This window comes from Microbacterium sp. Ru50, from assembly GCF_002920555.1.
Taxonomy (GTDB): Bacteria; Actinomycetota; Actinomycetes; order Actinomycetales; family Microbacteriaceae; genus Microbacterium; species Microbacterium arborescens.
This window is the reverse complement of the sequence record NZ_PQSV01000001.1, coordinates 314,197-330,740: the sequence shown is the minus strand read 5'-3', so window position 1 is coordinate 330,740 and position 16,544 is coordinate 314,197. Positions and strand designations below refer to the sequence as shown.

At 69.8% G+C, this 16,544-nt stretch carries 13 protein-coding genes; 9 read left to right on the top strand and 4 right to left on the bottom strand.

The annotated features are described in order from the left end of the window. Positions 1-21 precede the first annotated feature (21 nt). The gene (locus C3481_RS01455) at positions 22-591 is read right to left on the bottom strand and encodes a TetR/AcrR family transcriptional regulator (protein ID WP_064956577.1); all 570 of its coding nucleotides are present in this window, start codon (positions 589-591) and stop codon (positions 22-24) included. 92 nt (positions 592-683) lie between these two features. Here C3481_RS01455 and C3481_RS01450 point away from each other — a divergent pair, with 92 nt between their 5' ends. Continuing rightward, positions 684-1,799, top strand: a complete 1,116-nt coding sequence (locus tag C3481_RS01450; protein WP_103841952.1) for a zinc-binding alcohol dehydrogenase family protein — start codon at positions 684-686, stop codon at positions 1,797-1,799. 42 nt (positions 1,800-1,841) lie between these two features. Then, the gene (holA, locus tag C3481_RS01445; RefSeq protein WP_064956575.1) at positions 1,842-2,882 is read left to right on the top strand and encodes a DNA polymerase III subunit delta; all 1,041 of its coding nucleotides are present in this window, start codon (positions 1,842-1,844) and stop codon (positions 2,880-2,882) included. Between the two features lie 61 nt (positions 2,883-2,943). On the opposite strand, the gene rpsT is transcribed toward holA, so the two are convergent. From rpsT to C3481_RS01430, 3 genes are all read right to left on the bottom strand, one after another. Further along, positions 2,944-3,204 carry a 30S ribosomal protein S20 gene (gene rpsT, locus C3481_RS01440; protein WP_023950754.1) on the bottom strand — a complete coding sequence of 87 codons (261 nt, stop codon included), beginning with the start codon at positions 3,202-3,204 and terminating at the stop codon, positions 2,944-2,946. A gap of 116 nt (positions 3,205-3,320) precedes the next feature. Beyond that, entirely contained in the window at positions 3,321-4,058 is a 738-nt protein-coding gene (locus C3481_RS01435) for an alpha/beta fold hydrolase (RefSeq protein WP_023950752.1), read from the bottom strand. 117 nt (positions 4,059-4,175) lie between these two features. Continuing rightward, positions 4,176-9,074 (bottom strand): ExeM/NucH family extracellular endonuclease, encoded by a 4,899-nt coding sequence (locus C3481_RS01430; RefSeq protein ID WP_258038992.1) that lies wholly within the window; start codon positions 9,072-9,074, stop codon positions 4,176-4,178. A gap of 270 nt (positions 9,075-9,344) precedes the next feature. Here C3481_RS01430 and lepA point away from each other — a divergent pair, with 270 nt between their 5' ends. From lepA to C3481_RS01395, 7 genes are all read left to right on the top strand, one after another. After that, positions 9,345-11,195 (top strand): translation elongation factor 4, encoded by a 1,851-nt coding sequence (gene lepA / locus C3481_RS01425; RefSeq protein WP_023950748.1) that lies wholly within the window; start codon positions 9,345-9,347, stop codon positions 11,193-11,195. A 26-nt stretch (positions 11,196-11,221) separates the two neighbouring features. Continuing rightward, the gene (locus tag C3481_RS01420; RefSeq protein ID WP_023950746.1) at positions 11,222-11,881 is read left to right on the top strand and encodes a DUF1990 family protein; all 660 of its coding nucleotides are present in this window, start codon (positions 11,222-11,224) and stop codon (positions 11,879-11,881) included. Beyond that, positions 11,881-13,098: a radical SAM family heme chaperone HemW gene (hemW, locus tag C3481_RS01415; RefSeq protein ID WP_023950744.1), complete on the top strand. Its 1,218-nt coding sequence runs from the start codon at positions 11,881-11,883 to the stop codon at positions 13,096-13,098. The genes C3481_RS01420 and hemW overlap by 1 nt, the downstream gene beginning before the upstream one ends. An 80-nt stretch (positions 13,099-13,178) precedes the next feature. Continuing rightward, entirely contained in the window at positions 13,179-14,216 is a 1,038-nt protein-coding gene (hrcA, locus tag C3481_RS01410; RefSeq protein ID WP_023950742.1) for a heat-inducible transcriptional repressor HrcA, read from the top strand. Positions 14,217-14,256: 40 nt separating this feature from the next. Next, positions 14,257-15,378, top strand: coding sequence for a molecular chaperone DnaJ (gene dnaJ, locus C3481_RS01405; protein WP_064956572.1), 1,122 nt, complete (start codon positions 14,257-14,259; stop codon positions 15,376-15,378). Between the two features lie 4 nt (positions 15,379-15,382). Beyond that, a complete protein-coding gene (locus tag C3481_RS01400; RefSeq protein WP_064956571.1) occupies positions 15,383-16,111 on the top strand; it encodes a 16S rRNA (uracil(1498)-N(3))-methyltransferase in 729 nt (242 codons plus the stop codon). A gap of 48 nt (positions 16,112-16,159) precedes the next feature. Next, positions 16,160-16,507, top strand: a complete 348-nt coding sequence (locus C3481_RS01395) for an HIT domain-containing protein (protein ID WP_071918099.1) — start codon at positions 16,160-16,162, stop codon at positions 16,505-16,507. Positions 16,508-16,544 lie beyond the last annotated feature (37 nt).

Sequence of the window (16,544 nt, the reverse complement as noted above, 5' to 3'; positions counted from 1 at the left end):
CCGCATCGCCCGGGCCAGCGGCTACTCGGGCGGGGCGACAAGCTGGGCCAGACGCGCGTACGAGTCGGTGATGATCGCGGTCAGCGTCGCAGTGCAGTCCTCGGCGGTCCACAGCTCGAGCGCGGTGTCGAAGAGCCCCACGACTGTCTGGGAGACGAGCAGAGCGTCGATGTGATCGGCACCGCGCCGCCGGAGCCCGTCGCGGATTGCCTGCGCCAGAACCGCGGACTTCGATCGCTCGCGCTCGATGAGATGCGCATCGGTCGCGATGATCGATCGGCGCTCGCGGATCGCGTCGCGCCAGGCCTCGAGCTCTGGCGTGACGGCGAGCAACCCATGCATGGCCAGTGCCATCGGGTCGAGCCCGTCGGGCGCGGCGGCGAGCAGGTCGGCAACGACATCCGGAAACTCGCGCTCACGGAGGAACAGCACGTCGCGCTTGTCGGGGAAGTGACGGAAGAACGTCCGCGTGGTCAGACCCGCCCGTTCCGCGATCTGCGGCACCGTGGTGGCCGCATACCCCTGGGACCGGAACAGCTCGATGGCGGCTTGTTCCAGGCGCAGTGCGGCGTCGGGGGCCCAGCGTGGCATGAGGCGAGCGTACCCGATGACATTGTGTGTCATCATTAGCGGACGCATTGATGACAGAGCATGTCATCACCTCTCGGAACGGAGCCCGCCCCATGTCATCGAACGCCGCCGCTTGGCTCCCGTCTCCGCGAGCCGATCTCGTCGTCGGGCCCGCCGCGCTGCACGAGCCGGGCCCGGGCGAGATCCTCATCCGCAGCCGGGCGGTCGCGGTGAACCCGCTCGATGACGTCAAGCAATGGACCGGCGATCTGATGTACCGCTGGCTGGGCTATCCCGCGGTGCTCGGAGAGGATGTCGCGGGCGAGGTAGCCGCCGTGGGGGAGGGCGTGACGCGCTTCGCGGTGGGCGACCGCGTCGCCGCCTACGCGGTCGGGATGGAGCGCGGCCGACGCCATGAGGCGGAGGGCGCGTTCCAGCTCTACGTCGTCGTGCGAGAAGATCTCGCGACGCCGTTGCCCGACGGTCTTTCGTTCGAGCAGGCCGCGGTGCTGCCGCTCGCCGTCTCGACGGCGGCCACGGCACTCTTCCAGGACGATCAGCTCGCACTCCGCACCCCGACCGCTGACGCAGCACCGACGGAGGAGACCCTGGTCGTGTGGGGCGGCTCGACGAGCGTGGGGAGCAACGCGATCCAGCTGGCGGTCGCGGCGGGCTATCGCGTCATCACCACCGCCTCACCGCATAACGAGTCCCGAATGCGCGAGCTCGGCGCGGAGCTCGTCGTGGACTATCGCGAGCCCGGAGCCGTCGCAGCCATCGTCTCCGGCGTCGGAGGCCGCCCCCTCGCCGGCGTGGTCGCGATCGGGGCGGGCTCGGGCGATGCCGCGGTGAGGATCGCAGCCACGGCCGGTACCCGTCGCGTCGCTCTCCTGAGCCCGCCGGTCGCCTTCACGACGCTTCCCCGCCGCGGTGGCCCGAGCATCGCGTTCCTGCGGACGATGACGACGATCGGGCTGTCCCAGCTCGCGACGCAGGCTCGGGCTCGCCGCCACGGCATCACCGCCAGGTTCGTGTGGGGGAGCTCTCTCATGACCAGCAGCGTCGGACCCATGCTGTGGGAGCAGTATCTGCCCGGGGCTCTCGCCGAGGGCCGGCATGTCTGCGCCCCCGCGGCCGAAATCGTTGGGGAAGGCCTGGAGAGCATTCAACACGCGCTGAATCTGCTTCACGCAGGCGTCTCCGCCCGAAAGCTCGTCGTCCGCCTGTAGCGACCACCATTCGGGGTCGGCGGTCCCGATTAGGCTGGGAGCATGCCGCCGAGTCCCCGACGTCCTGCCGCCCGCGGTGCCGCGAAATCGGCCATCCGGCAGCTGTCGTGGCGCGCGCCGGAACCGGCGCCGATCGTGCTCGTGGCAGGCCCCGAAGAGGTGTGCGCGGAGCGCGCCATCGCCGGACTCCGCGACTATCTGAAGGCCGAGGACCCGAGCCTCGAGGTCTCCGACATCCGCGCCGACGACTACGCCGCAGGCGCCCTTCTCGGGATGGCGTCACCCTCGCTCTTCGGCGAACCTCGGCTCGTGCGAGTGGCGGGCGTCGAGAAGTGCTCCGATGCCTTCCTCACGGAGGCGCTCGCGTATCTCGAGAATCCGCAGGAGGGCGCCACGATCGTCCTGCGGCACACGGGTGCGAGCGTCCGGGGCAAGAAGCTGCTCGAGGCCATACGTTCGGGCATCGGGGGCGGGGTCGAGATCTCAGTTCCCGCGATCAAGCGCGACTCCGACCGTTTCGACTTCGCGGCGGGGGAGTTCAAGGCTGCGGGCAAGCGGATCGCTCCGTCGGCGCTCCGGAGCCTCGTCTCCGCTTTCGCCGACGACCTGACCGAGCTCGCGGCCGCCTGTCAGCAGCTCATCTCGGACGTGCCCGGTGACATCGGCGACCAGGTCGTCGAGAGGTACTACGGGGGCCGGGTCGAGACAACAGCCTTCGCCGTCGCGGATACCGCGATCGCCGGTCGCTACGGCGAGGCGCTCATCACGCTGCGGCACGCTCTGGCCAGTGGGGCCGATCCCGTGCCGCTCGTCGCCGCGATCGCCTCGAAGCTGCGCACCATGGCGCGCGTCGTCGGCACGCGCGAGCCGTCTGCCGCGCTCGCTGCCCGGCTCGGCATGAAGGACTGGCAGGTCGACCGAGCCAAGCGCGACCTCGTCGGATGGACCGAGTCGGCCCTCGCGACCGCGATCCAGGCGGCCGCCCGCGCGGATGCCGAGGTCAAGGGTGCCTCGCGCGACCCCGTCTTCGCGGTCGAGCGGCTCGTCACCGTCATCGCGACGCGGTCACCCTACGGGTCCTGACCGCTCAGCGGCAAAGCGAAAGGCCCGCCCCACACGGGGACGGGCCTTCAACAGCGACGGCTCAGAGAGCGGCGACCTGCTTCGCGATAGCCGACTTGCGGTTCGCAGCCTGGTTCTCGTGGATGACGCCCTTGCTCACGGCCTTGTCAAGCTTCTTCGAAGCCTTGGCCAGCGCCTTCTCGGCAGCAGCCTTATCGCCGGCGGCGATGGCCTCGCGGGTGCGACGCACCTCGGTCTTCAGCGCGCTCTTGACGGCCTTGTTGCGCTCGCGCGCCTTCTCGTTGGTCTTGTTGCGCTTGATCTGCGACTTGATGTTCGCCACGTTCGACGTATCTTTCGTTCGGAGTTTTCGGTGGATGTGCCGGGCGACAGTAGAGGGATGCCGCACGGCGGTCGTGTGAGGGAGGAACCCACACGGCAAGCCGACTTGAGAGTCTATCAGGTCGCGTCGCGAGAGCCGGTATTCGCGAGGGTCGCGAGGGCGAGATCGATGACCGCGTTGAACACGCGCGGACGCATGGCCGTGACGAGGTGACTGGTGCGAGGGACGACGATCAACTCCGCCTCGGGCGCCAGCTTCGCGAACAGCCGTTCATTGACGCGCAACTGGTCGTACTGGCCGTTGACGAACCAGGTCGGCACATCGATTCGTCGGATCGCCGCGAGCAGGTCGAGCACCGACAGGCTCGCCAGCGCGACGTCCTGAGCGTCGTATGCGTATCCGCCGGCGCCGAAGTCCGGCCGGGTCTCGACGGGAAGCGTGCGGTCGAGAACCCAGTCGGTGATCCGCTGGCCGCGGCCGGGCAAGCGATCGAACCCGAGGGCGAGCGCTCGATATACCGCGAGGCCGAATCCACGGGGGATCGCGGTGCAGGATGCGGCGATGAACGCGGACACCGGGGGACGTTCCTCACGGCCGACGTAAGCGGTGCTCAGCAGCCCACCCATCGAGTGGCCCACCAGCAGGACGGGGCCGCGCTCGGCGGCATCCCGAACCGCATCGTCGATCGTCGCGAACGCGCCGTCGAGGGTGAAGGTCTCGGCCATGCGCGTGCCGTGGCCGGGCAGGTCGAGCGCGGTGACGGGGATGCCGCGATCCTGAAGATGGGCCACCTGAGCGCGCCACATCGTGGCCGAGGTCCGGATCCCGTGCACGAGCACCACCTGCGCGGTCATGCTCCCACCCTACGGACCCGACTCGTGCGCCGCTGGAGCAGCTCGGCGCGCACATGAACGAGTGAGGGCGACCGGTGAGCCCGGCCGCCCTCACGTCGTATCAGCGTGCGTGCGAGCTCATCGCTCCGAGGCGGCACCCCGTCGCCGTGTCACCGCGATGACGCCGCCCGCGACGAGGAGCATCGCTCCCGCGAGCAGAACGCCCAGCGGCGTCTCCGCTCCGGTCACCGCGAGCTGCCCGGAGCGGACGACGGTGATCGCGAAGTCCAGCGGCTGTTCCCCCTCCGTCGATATCCGCAGCGTGTGCGCGCCCACCGCGAAGTCTGCGGGAATCGCCACCCGGAACGTTGTGACCCCCGAGCCGTCGGCGGCCGGGATGCCGCGTACCTCGATCGGCTCGCTGAACAGGGTCGCGCCGATCTGCTGGCCGGGCTCGATGCCCGAGACGCGCACATCGATGAACCCGCCCTGCTCGACCCGAGTGGTGGAGAGGTCGACCTGCGCCCACGCCGCCGTGCCCGGGTCGACACCCGGATCGGTGCCCGGGTCGGTGCCCGGCTCGCCGATCCGGACCGGGATCACGACCGTCGTCTCCGTGGCATCCGTCGTCAGGACGAGCTCGGCGACGCCGTCCGGGAGGTCGGCCGGAAGCGGCACCGACACGACCGCGCTTCCTCCCGCGACCGGTGCGGTCGCGATGACCTCGCCGCCGAGAGACACATCCACCGCGCCGTTCTGGGGTGCACCGAGGCTCGTCATGTCGAGGTTCGACACGGTCAGCTCGAGTGTCGAGCCCGCGGCCACGGTCTCGGGGACGCCCTGGACACGGACGGCGTGCTTCGTGAACGAGGGCGCGACGGGCTGCTGCGCGCCGAGGTACTCGATCCAGGCCTCGTGGTCGAGGAAGCCGGTGTCGACGTAGTCGGTGCCCGCGGCGAAGGCGCGGAAGTTGTCTCCCGAGCCGGACGCGAGGAACGAGAGCGTGCCGATGCGGTACTCGGCGTCGAGGTCGAGCGGCTGCCCGTCGACCGTGACCGAGGTGATCCGGCTGCCCTCCGGGCGGGTGTCGTCGAACGTGTATGTCACGTTGTCGGACAGGCCCAGCTGCAGGTAGGGACGCGACGGCACGTTGCCGTCCTTGTCGCGCTGCCACTGCTGTTCGAGAACGCGCACGAAGTCGGCTCCCGTCAGGGTCACGAGGGCCATCGTGTTGTTGAACGGCAGCACGGCGTACGCCTGCCCCCAGGTGATCGTGCCGTCCGGCACGCCCGCGACCGCGTTGGCGCCGAATTCGGCCTGCGTGTCGAACAGGTCGGCCCGGAGACCGCCCGAGTTGGTCACGCCGATCTGAGCGCCGTTCGGCAGGTTGGCGAGGTTCGATCGGATCGACTCCGCGACGAGGTTTCCGAGCGAGGACTCCGACGCTCGATCGTCGCGCTTGCCGCCGGCGTAGGCGCCGTCGGCGTACGACCCGCCCGAGTACGCGCTGGTGATGTCGGCGGAGATCGTCGCGACCGGCGTGTTGCCGATCTCAGCGAAGTCCGCGAGCGCCTGCCGGACGATCTCGTCGACCTCGGCCACACGCGGGTACGTCGCGATCAGGTCGGCGGCGGGGGTCTTGGTCTGTCCGACGTTCTCCTGCGTGTGCGAGACGACCTCGCCGCTCGTGGGATCGACAGAAAGGACGACCTTGCCGACGAACTCGCCGTACGAGCCGGTCTGGACGATCGGACGAGTCCGGTCCGTTCCCGGGATCGGCGCCGACCACGCGTAGAGCTTGTGCGTGTGACCGGTGTAGATCGCGTCCACCTCGGGGGAGGTCTCGTTGACGATGCGGGCGAACACCGCACTGTCGGCGACGGCCTCATCGAGGCTGGCGTCCGAGGCGCTGTCGGCCGCGCCCTCGTGATAGAGCGCGACGATGACGTCGGCCTGGTCGCCGGAGCCGTCGGTGAGGTCGGCTGCGACGCGGTTGACCGCTTCGACAGGGTCGCCGAAGTCGAGACCGGCGATGCCCGCGCCGCTCACCAGCGACGCGGTCTCCTCCGTCACGACACCGATCACGCCGATCGTGAGGCCCTGCGACTCGACGAGCTCGTACTCGTCGAACTGCGGGTCGGTCGTGCCGGCGGCGTAGACGTTCGCCCCGAGGTGCGAGAAGTCGGCGCGCGGGATGACACGGTCGCGCAGATCGGCGAAGCCGCGATCGAACTCGTGGTTGCCCACGGCGCTCGCCCGCAGATCGAGAGCGTTCAGGACGTCGATCGTCGGCTCGTCCTGCGCCAGGGAGGACGCCGGGAGGGAAGCCCCGATGTTGTCGCCGGCCGACAGCAGCACAGCGTCGGGTGCGGCGGCACGCAGTTCCTCGATCGTTCCGGCGAAACCGACGGTTCCCGGAACCTCGGGCTGGGCCTCCACCGTGCCCTCGGCGGGCTTGGCCGGCGTGACGCCGGTGATGCGCCCGTGGAAGTCGTTGATTCCGAGCAGCGTCAGGTCGATCGGCTCGACCGGGGCCGATGCCTCGGCCGAAAGGCCCACCTTCACCGGATCGTGGTCGGAGGAGCGGTAGGGGCCGTCGTCGTGGAAGTCCACCGGGAAGTAGTTGTACCGGCTGTACTCCAGGAAGATCGACTCGCCCGCGTTGATGTTCCACACGTCGGCGCCGGTGGCGCGCTCGTACGCGGCCTCGTTCATGAGGATGTGGTCGAGCGAGCCCGAAAGCTCCTGGAACACGTAGCTGGTGTCGGTCGCGTCGAAGGCGATCCCCGCGTCGACATATCCCGACTCGTAGAACACCTGCATCGGGTCCTCCTGCGAGTAGGAGTTGAAGTCTCCCGCCAGCAGGACCGAGTCCACGTCGCCCTGGATCCGATCGACCCATGCGTCGAGCGAGCGCGCCTGTCGCACGCGCGACTCGTTCGAGGCTCCCTGGCCGTCTCCGGTGTCGGCGTCACCCGCCCAGGGGCCCGCCGAGCCCTTCGACTTGAAGTGGTTGACGACGAAGAGGAACGCTTCGCCGCCGTCGACCGGGGCGAAGGCCTGCGCGATCGGAGCCCGTGCGTTCTGGAAGGCCTCGCCCGCGTCGGACTCGGTTCCGAGAGCACGAGCGTCGCCGACCCGTTCGACGGCGCCCGGCTGGTAGATGATCGCGTTCGTGATGACGTCGCGCCCTGCGGCATCCGGCAGCTCGTCCGACGACGGCACGAACGCCCAGCGCTCCGAGCCGGCCGCCGCGTTGAGGGCGGCGACGAGCGAAGCGGTCGCCTCGTCGGGCTGCTCACCGAGCCGTGCCGAGTCCTCGATCTCCATGAGACCGACAACGGAGGCGTCGAGCGCGTTGATCGCAGCGACGATCTTCTCCTGCTGGCGTTCGAAGGATTGCGCGTCCCACGCCCCGCGCTGATCGCAGCCCCCGCGGACGTTGGTTCCCTTGCCCTCACGGTCGGTGTAGGCCTGGCAGGTGCTGTCTTCGACACCGAGGGTCGTGAAGTAGTTGAGGACATTGAACGACGCCACCGAGACGTCCCCGCCGACCTCCGCCGGAACGGCGGTGCGCGTGTTCTCGACGGTGATGTCGTCGTCGCGATTCTGTCCGGCGACGATGTGCCGCACGGGGCTCAGCTTCCACGAGTCGTTGCGGTAGTCGAAGACGACAGGCGCGTCGAACGTCACCCGAGCTCCGACGCGCACGGGCTCGCTGGTCGAGATGTAGGGCGGAGTCGCACCCGCTGCCCCGAGGTTGGTCGACGAGCCGTCATCGAGCACCACGCGGCGTGCGGCGTTGTCCGCCGCGACGGCTGCGGCTTCGGCGGAACCGGGACGAGCGACATCCGTGGGCTGGCGGAGCGGCTCGTCACCTGTGGCGAGCACGAGCTCGCCGAATCGGTTGAGGTTGTAGTTGTCGGCGACGACGAAGTCGCCCTGCGGCTGAATCAGCATCGACTCGAGCGCCTGGCGCTGCGCGTCGTCGGTCGGCCACGCCACCGTCGCCGGTACCACCGGGGCCGCGTCCGCGATCACCGTCGCACTTCCCGGGCCGACAGTGAGCTGCGTCAGCCCGAAGTAGTCGCCCACGACGCCGGTGACGCGCACCGTGCTGCCGGGCGTGACCTCTCCCACGGCCGCGGGGGAGTAGACGAAGATCGCGTCGGAGGCCCGATGCGTCGCGAAATCGATCGCACCGCCGCTGCCTCCGGTCTGGATGACGTAGCCGTTGTATCCGCCCGTGGGGTAATGCGCCGTGACGACGCCCTCCGTCGTGACGGTCTGACCTGCCAGGGGCGAACGAGCGCCCGTGCCCTGGATGTCGGCGATCGTCACCGTCACGGGCGGAGCGGGCTGCTCGGGCTCACCGGGCTGCTCGGGCTCTCCCGGCTGCTCCGGCTCACCGGGCTGCTCGGGGGCGGTGCCGACCTTGCCCTGGGGCGTCGGCACTCCGGCAGCGAAGTCGGTCCGGTTGTCGGCGGTGTTTCCGGCGACGTCGTCACGGGCGATGCTCGTCGCGTTGGTCGTGGCCGGTGCCGCGCCGGAACCGGCGAAGTCGGTCGCGTTGCCCCAGCCGACGTAGTCGACGACCGTGTCGTTCTGCGCGAGGCCCGATCCGCCGCTGAGCGCGGCTGTCGAGTTCACGAGCGCGACCTTGCCCTGGGTGCCGCTCATCGGGATGGATCCCTCGATGTCGGCCGTGAAGCCCGGCAGCCCCGCGTCGCCGCCCACGGCCTGGCCGATCAGCAGGTGCCCGCCGGGCTCGATGGTGGCACCCGCCAGAGTGGTCACCTGCCAGTTGGAGCCCGTGCTCGACGCGTACTGGACGCTCCAGCCATCGAGCGACACGGCGGCATCCGAGGTGTTGCGCAGTTCGATGAAGTCGCGGTTCAGCGGTGCGCCGTTGTTGCCACCACCGCCGTAGACCTCGTTGATCACGACGGGCGCGCCGGCGCTGACCGCGGCACTCGCGGGCATCGCTGCCCACCCCACACCTCCCGTCACGATCGCGAGGGCGGCGCTGGAGGCCACCCATCTGTGCCAGGGTCGTCGCGCGGGCGCGACAGGGGCTGCTGTGATCACGGTGCTCTCCCGGGGCGGACCGGGCGCGGGGGATATCGCGCAACCACCGGCCGCCGCAATGAGCATTCGACGTCACCGATGTGTTCGGCAAGTAGCGGAATGGTTAATTGTTTATCACCGGACCGAATGCTGGCGTGTCCGAGCTTCGACCTCGTATTCTCCCGCGCGCGAGGGTCGGCGGCAGTGCCCTCGCGCCGCCCCGGGTAGACTTCCCGGGACATGTCTCCGCGCGCACTCCAGCCGCTCGCGCCTGCCGCAACGCCGCCCGAGCTCATCCGCAACTTCTGCATCATCGCCCACATCGACCACGGCAAGTCGACGCTGGCCGACCGGATGCTGCAGATCACCGGCGTCGTCGCCGACCGCGACATGCGCGCCCAGTACCTCGACCGCATGGACATCGAGCGCGAGCGCGGCATCACGATCAAGAGCCAGGCGGTGCGGATGCCGTGGTCGAAAGACTCCGGCACGTTCGCGCTGAACATGATCGACACGCCCGGGCACGTCGACTTCACTTACGAGGTCAGCCGCTCTCTCGCCGCGTGCGAAGGAGCCATCCTGCTCGTCGATGCCGCACAGGGCATCGAGGCGCAGACCCTCGCCAACCTCTATCTCGCCCTCGAGAACGACCTGCAGATCATCCCCGTCCTCAACAAGATCGACCTGCCGGCGGCAGACCCCGAGAAGTACGCGGCCGAGCTCGCGAACCTCATCGGCGGCGACCCCGAAGACGTGCTCCGCGTCAGCGGCAAGACCGGGATGGGCGTCGAGGATCTGCTGGATCGCATCGTCGACCGCATCCCCGCACCCGTCGGCGACCCCGAGGCGCCGGCGCGCGCGATGATCTTCGACTCGGTCTACGACGCCTACCGCGGCGTCGTCACCTACGTCCGCATGGTCGACGGCAAGCTCGAACCGCGCGAGCGCATCCAGATGATGTCCACGCGCGCGACGCACGAGCTGCTCGAGATCGGCGTGTCGAGCCCCGAGCCGATCCCCACGAAGGGGCTCGGCGTCGGCGAGGTCGGCTACCTGATCACCGGCGTGAAGGACGTCCGCCAGTCCAAGGTCGGCGACACCATCACCAACCACCGGAAGCCGGCATCCGAGGCGCTGCCGGGATACACCGACCCCAAGCCGATGGTGTTCTCGGGCATCTATCCGATCGACGGCAGCGACTACGGCGACCTGCGCGAGGCCCTCGACAAGCTCAAGCTGTCGGACGCGTCGCTGCAGTACGAGCCGGAGACCTCGGTCGCGCTCGGTTTCGGATTCCGCTGCGGCTTCCTCGGGCTGCTTCACCTCGAGATCATCACCGAGCGCCTGTCGCGCGAGTTCGGTCTCGACCTCATCACGACGGCACCGTCGGTGACCTACGAGGTCGCGACCGACACGGGTGAGACCGTCGTGGTGACCAACCCGAGCGAATACCCCGACGGCCGCGTCGCCGAGGTGTCCGAGCCGGTCGTGAAGGTCGGCATCCTCGCCCCGAAGGACTACGTGGGCACGGTCATGGAGCTCTGCCAGTCGCGTCGCGGCACGCTCCTCGGCATGGACTACCTGAGCGAGGACCGCGTCGAGCTGCGCTACAACATGCCGCTGGGCGAGATCGTCTTCGACTTCTTCGACCACCTCAAGTCGCGCACGCAGGGCTACGCGAGCCTCGACTACGAGCCCGCCGGATCGCAGACCGCCGACCTGGTGAAGGTCGACATCCTCCTCCAGGGCGAGAAGGTCGATGCGTTCAGCTCGATCGTGCACCGCGAGAAGGCCTACGCCTACGGCACGATGATGACCGAGCGCCTGCGCAAACTCATCCCGCGCCAGCAGTTCGAAGTGCCGATCCAGGCCGCCATCGGCGCGCGGATCATCGCCCGCGAGAACATCCGGGCGATCCGCAAGGACGTCCTCGCCAAGTGCTACGGCGGTGACATCACGCGTAAGCGCAAGCTCCTCGAGAAGCAGAAAGAGGGCAAGAAGCGCATGAAGATGGTCGGTCGCGTCGAGGTTCCGCAGGAGGCCTTCATCGCCGCTCTGTCGGGTGACGTCGAGGGCAAGGACAAGAAGTAGCCCTTCCGGGAGCAACGAGGAGACCCATGCATCAGCGACGCGGGACCTTCCGAGACGAAACCGTCGACTACGCGGCGGTCGGTGCCACGCGCGCCCACGACCTCATGGCGTATCCGCCGGAGCACAGCATCCCGGCCGAAGACGCCTGGCGGATCGGCAGCGGGCAGGCACGCTTCGACACCGCCGCCGACCTTCTCATGTCGTGGGCCGCGCTCCGCGGGGCGGGTCTGCGCGTGGCCGACGTGCGGCCCGCCTCGGGACCGATGTACACCGGCGTCGCATTCGACGATCAGGGCAACGCCGTCGCTCCCAGCAGCATGGAGCACGAGCAGCGCTTCGCCGCGGACGGCACCCCGTACGTCGGAGCCGGAACCACGCTCCAGGTCCACGGCCGGGTCGCGGGCCAGAGCGCGGATGCCGAACTGCGCGTGATCTTCGTCGACGAAGAGCCGCGCCGGGTGGCGTTCGCCCTCGGAACCGTCGGCGGTTCCGTCGTCAGCGGCGAGGAGTCGTTCCTCCTGGAGTGGCGCGACAACGACGAGGTCTGGTTCGTCGTGCGAGCGTTCGACCGCCCGACCGCCTTGGCCTACCGCATGCTGAAGGGGCTCGTCCGCCGTCGGCGCCGGCTGCTTTTCCAGGGATATCTCCGCGCGATCTCGCCGCTGTACGCGACGCCCGGCGCCTGATGGGGGCGGCACTGCCGATCGGTGATCCGGTGCCGGCCGGCGGCACCCTGCCGGACGACCTCGTCATCGACCCCGACGTGCCCTTCGGGGTCTACCTGCACGTCCCCTTCTGCCGGGTCCGGTGCGGATACTGCGACTTCAACACCTACACGGCCACCGAGCTGCGGGGCGCGCGGCAGGACGCGTACGCCGACGAGGTGCTGCGCGAGATCGCGCTGTCGGCGTCCGTGATCGACGAGCGCGGCCCCCGCCGTCCGGCGCAGACGGTGTTCTTCGGCGGCGGCACCCCCACGCTGCTTCCCGCCGGCGACCTCGCGCGGATGCTGCGGGGAGTACGTGACACCTTCGGCATCGCCGCCGGGGCGGAGGTCACCGTCGAGGCCAACCCGGACACGATGAGCGCGCGGGTCGCCGACGAGTTGGCCGCGGCCGGTGTGACGCGCCTGTCGATCGGCATGCAGTCCGCCGTACCGCACGTGCTGGCCGCGCTCGATCGCACGCATGACCCCGCGAACGTGTCCACCGCTGTCGCCGCCGCGCGGGGAGCCGGACTCGACGTCTCGGTCGACCTGATCTACGGTGCGCCGGGGGAGAGCCTCGACGACTGGCGGCGCTCGGTCGACACCGCGGTAGCGCTCGAGCCCGACCATGTGTCCGCCTACGCGCTGATCATCGAGGAGGGCACCCGTCTCGAGCGGCAGATCCGCCGCGGCGAGGTGGCCGCGCCCGACGACGACCTGCAGGCCGACATGTACGAACTGGCCGATGACCGACTCGCCGTCGCCGGCTTCTCCTGGTACGAGGTCTCGAACTGGGCCCGGTCGGCCGACCAGCGCTCGCGCCACAATCTCGCCTACTGGCGGGGAACCGACTGGTGGGGATACGGACCGGGCGCCCACAGCCACCTCGCGGGCCTGCGATGGTGGAACGTCAAGCACCCGGCCGCATACGCCCAGCGTCTTGCAGCAGGCGATTCACCCGCGGCCGGACGCGAGCGCCCCGATGCCGATGCCCGTCGTCTGGAGTCCGTGCTCCTGCGTTCGCGGATCGTCGACGGACTCGCGATCGACGATCTGGACGCCGACGCACGCCCGTCCGTGGCCTCCCTCATCGCCGACGGTCTCATCGAAGGCGCCGCAGCCGTACGCGGTCGCGTCGTCCTCACCCGGCGCGGACGCCTCATGGCCGATGCGGTCGTGCGCGCGCTCACGGAGTGATCGCGAAGAGACGCCCTGCGTCGCCCACGCGGTAGAATTGGCACTCGCAGACATCGAGTGCCAAACAGGAGGTGACGGACATGGTCTCAGAGCGCGGACTGCAGGTGCTGCGGGCGATCGTGCAGGACTATGTCGACACCCGCGAGCCCGTGGGAAGCAAGTCGATCGTCGAACGCCACGCCTTCGGCGTCTCGGCCGCGACGATCCGCAACGACATGGCGCTCCTCGAGGACGAGGAGCTCATCGCAGCGCCCCACACGTCATCCGGACGCGTCCCGACCGACAAGGGATACCGCGTCTTCGTCGATCACCTGGCGGGGCTGCGTCCTCTGAGCGCGGCCCAGCGCGCGGCGATCACGACCTTCCTCGACGGCCCGACCGACCTCGACGACCTTCTCGTCCGCACGGTGCGCGCTCTCACTCAGCTGACCGGCCAGGTCGCGATGGTGCAGTATCCGTCGTTCGCCCGCGCCCAGGTGTCGCACCTCGAGCTGGTCGACCTCGGCGGCGGACGTCTCGTCGTCATCGTCGTGACCGATACCGGCCGCGTCTCGCAGCGCGTGGGAGTCGTGCGGACCGTGCTCGATGAAGGGCAGTTCGCCGTGGCCAAGGCGACGCTGCGCGCGGCCGTCACCGGCGCGGCCGTTCGCGATGCGGTCACCGCCGTCTCGGCGCTCGCGGAGGGTGACTCGGTCGGCGATCCGATCGGCGACGCGGTGCGGGAGATCGCTCGGATCCTCGTCGAAGAGCTCGAGACGTTCCGCCAGGACCGGCTCGTGATGGCTGGAACGGCCACCCTCGCCCGCCGCGAGGCCGACTTCCGCGGAAGCATCTACCCGCTCCTCGAGGCCATCGAGGAGCAGGTGACTCTGCTCCGGCTCATGGGCGAGATGGTCGCCGACGACCGTGGCGTCGCAGCCCGTATCGGCCGCGAGAACGAGCCGTACGGGCTGTCCGAGGCGTCGGTCGTCACGAGCGACTACGACGTCCCGGGCTCGCGCGCCCGGGTCGGGCTCATGGGCCCCACCCGTATGGACTACCCGACGAACCTCGCGACGGTCCGCGCCGTCGCGCATTACCTCAGCCGGCTCCTCGACGAAGACGAGAAGTCCCGCTGACCCCCACCCACCCACGCCCCTCCGGGCGGAAAGGCGATCCGTGGCTGACCACTACGAGGTCCTGGGCGTCGCGCGCGACGCGTCGCCCGACGAGATCAAGAAGGCGTACCGACGCCTGGCACGAGAACTGCACCCCGACGTGAACCCGGGCGAGGATGCGTCCGAGCGGTTCAAGCTCGTCACACACGCTTACGACGTCCTCAGCGACCCCGAACAGCGTCAGCGCTACGACATGGGCGGCGACTCCGCCGGGGGCTTCGGCGGAGCCGCGGGCTTCGGCGGATTCAGCGACATCTTCGAGACCTTCTTCGGCGGCGGCGCCGGAGGCGGTGGTCGTGCCGGGCGCCCGCGCTCCCGACGCGAACGCGGGCAGGACGCCCTCGTCCGGGTCACGCTCGAGCTGGGCGACGTCGTGTTCGGCGTGCATCGCGACATCGAGGTCGACACCGCGGTGCTCTGCGACACGTGCCAGGGCTCGTGCTGTCAGCCCGGAACGCAGCCGGTGACCTGCGACGTCTGCCACGGCGCGGGCAACGTGCAGCGCACCGTGCGCAGCCTCCTGGGCAACGTCGTGACGTCGCAGCCCTGCAACGTCTGCCAGGGCTACGGCACGACGATCCCTTACCCGTGCACGACCTGCCAGGGGCAGGGACGCGTCCGGGCTCGCCGGACCGTCTCCCTCGACATCCCCGCCGGCGTCGAGACGGGACTGCGCCTGCAGCTTCCCGGATCCGGCGAGGTCGGCCCGGCCGGCGGCCCCAACGGCGACCTCTACCTCGAGGTCACGGTCGCTCCGCACGACGTGTTCAGCCGCGAGGGCGACGACCTGCTCGCCACGCTCGAGGTGTCGATGCCCGACGCCGTCCTGGGCGCCACGACGACGATCGATTCGCTCGACGGTCCCGTCGATCTCGAGCTGCGTCCGGGCGTTCAGTCCGGCGATGTCCTCACCATCAAGGGTCGCGGGATCACCCCGCTTCGCGGCTCGACGCGCGGAGACCTGCGTGTCGGCGTCCACGTCGTCACCCCGACGCGCCTCGACGCGAAGGAACGGGCGCTCATCGAGGAGCTGAAGAAGCGTACGAAGTCTCCGGCTCCGCAGCTCGCCGAGTTCCACCAGGGTCTCTTCGCCAAGCTCCGCGATCGCTTCCGGAACAGCTGAGCCCATGGCTCTGCACTTCCTCGTCGACCCGCCGCTCATCGCGCGGCCGGGCGAGTCCGTCGAGCTCACCGGCGCCGAAGCACACCACGCGGCGGGCGTGCGACGCGTGCGGGTCGGTGAGGCGGTGACCGTCGGCGACGGCGCGGGAGCCTGGCTGGAGGGAAGCGTCACGGCGGCCGACCCCAAGCTGGTGCGCATCGACGTGATCTCTCGCGTCGAGCACCCCGCGCCCGCACGGCGTGTGACGCTGATCCAGGCGCTCGCGAAGGGCGATCGCGACGAGCTCGCGGTGCAGGCCTGCACCGAGCTGGGTATCGATGCGATCATCCCCTGGCAGGCTGGTCGAAGCGTCTCGCGGTGGAACGGGCCGAAGGTCGAGCGCGGTGTGCAGCGATGGGCGACCATCGCGCGCGAGGCGGCGAAGCAGGCGCATCGCGCCTGGCTGCCCGTCGTCGCAGCCCCCGTGTCGACCTCCGACATCGCGGCGCGGTGCGGTTCCGAGCGGGTGCTGGTGCTCGAGCCGACGGCGACGCGGCGACTGAGCGATGTCGAGCTGAGCGACGGCGACGTGTCTCTCGTCGTCGGTCCGGAGGGTGGGATCGCAGCCGATGAGCTCGACGCGCTCGTCGCCGCCGGTGCACTCACGGTGCGCTTGGGCGACACGGTCCTGCGGACCTCCACGGCCGGTCCCGCCGCGCTCGGCGTCGTCAACGTCGCCCTCGGGCGCTGGTGACGCCGAGCCGTCCGTCCCGTCGCCGGGCCCCGTCGATAGACTGAACGCATGAGCGAACCGTCTGTCTTCACGCGCATCCTCCGCGGCGAGATCCCCTCCGAGGTCATCGCGGAGACAGAGAACGCGTTCGCCATCCGCGACATCGCACCGCAGGCGCCCGTCCACCTCCTCGTGATCCCCAAGACCGAGCGCTACCGCACGGTCGTCGAGCTCGCCGCAGGCGATCCCGACCTCCTCAGCGAACTCGTGGGGCTCGCCAACGCCGTCGCCGCCGAACACTCCGACGGCGACTTCCGACTGATCTTCAACACCGGCCCCGGAGCGGGACAGACCGTGTTCCACGTTCACGCCCACGTCCTCGCCGGTGGCCTCTCCGAAGGGAGCCTCGGTGGCTGATGCTTCCGAACCCGCCGTCGCGACGATCCTCGCCGAC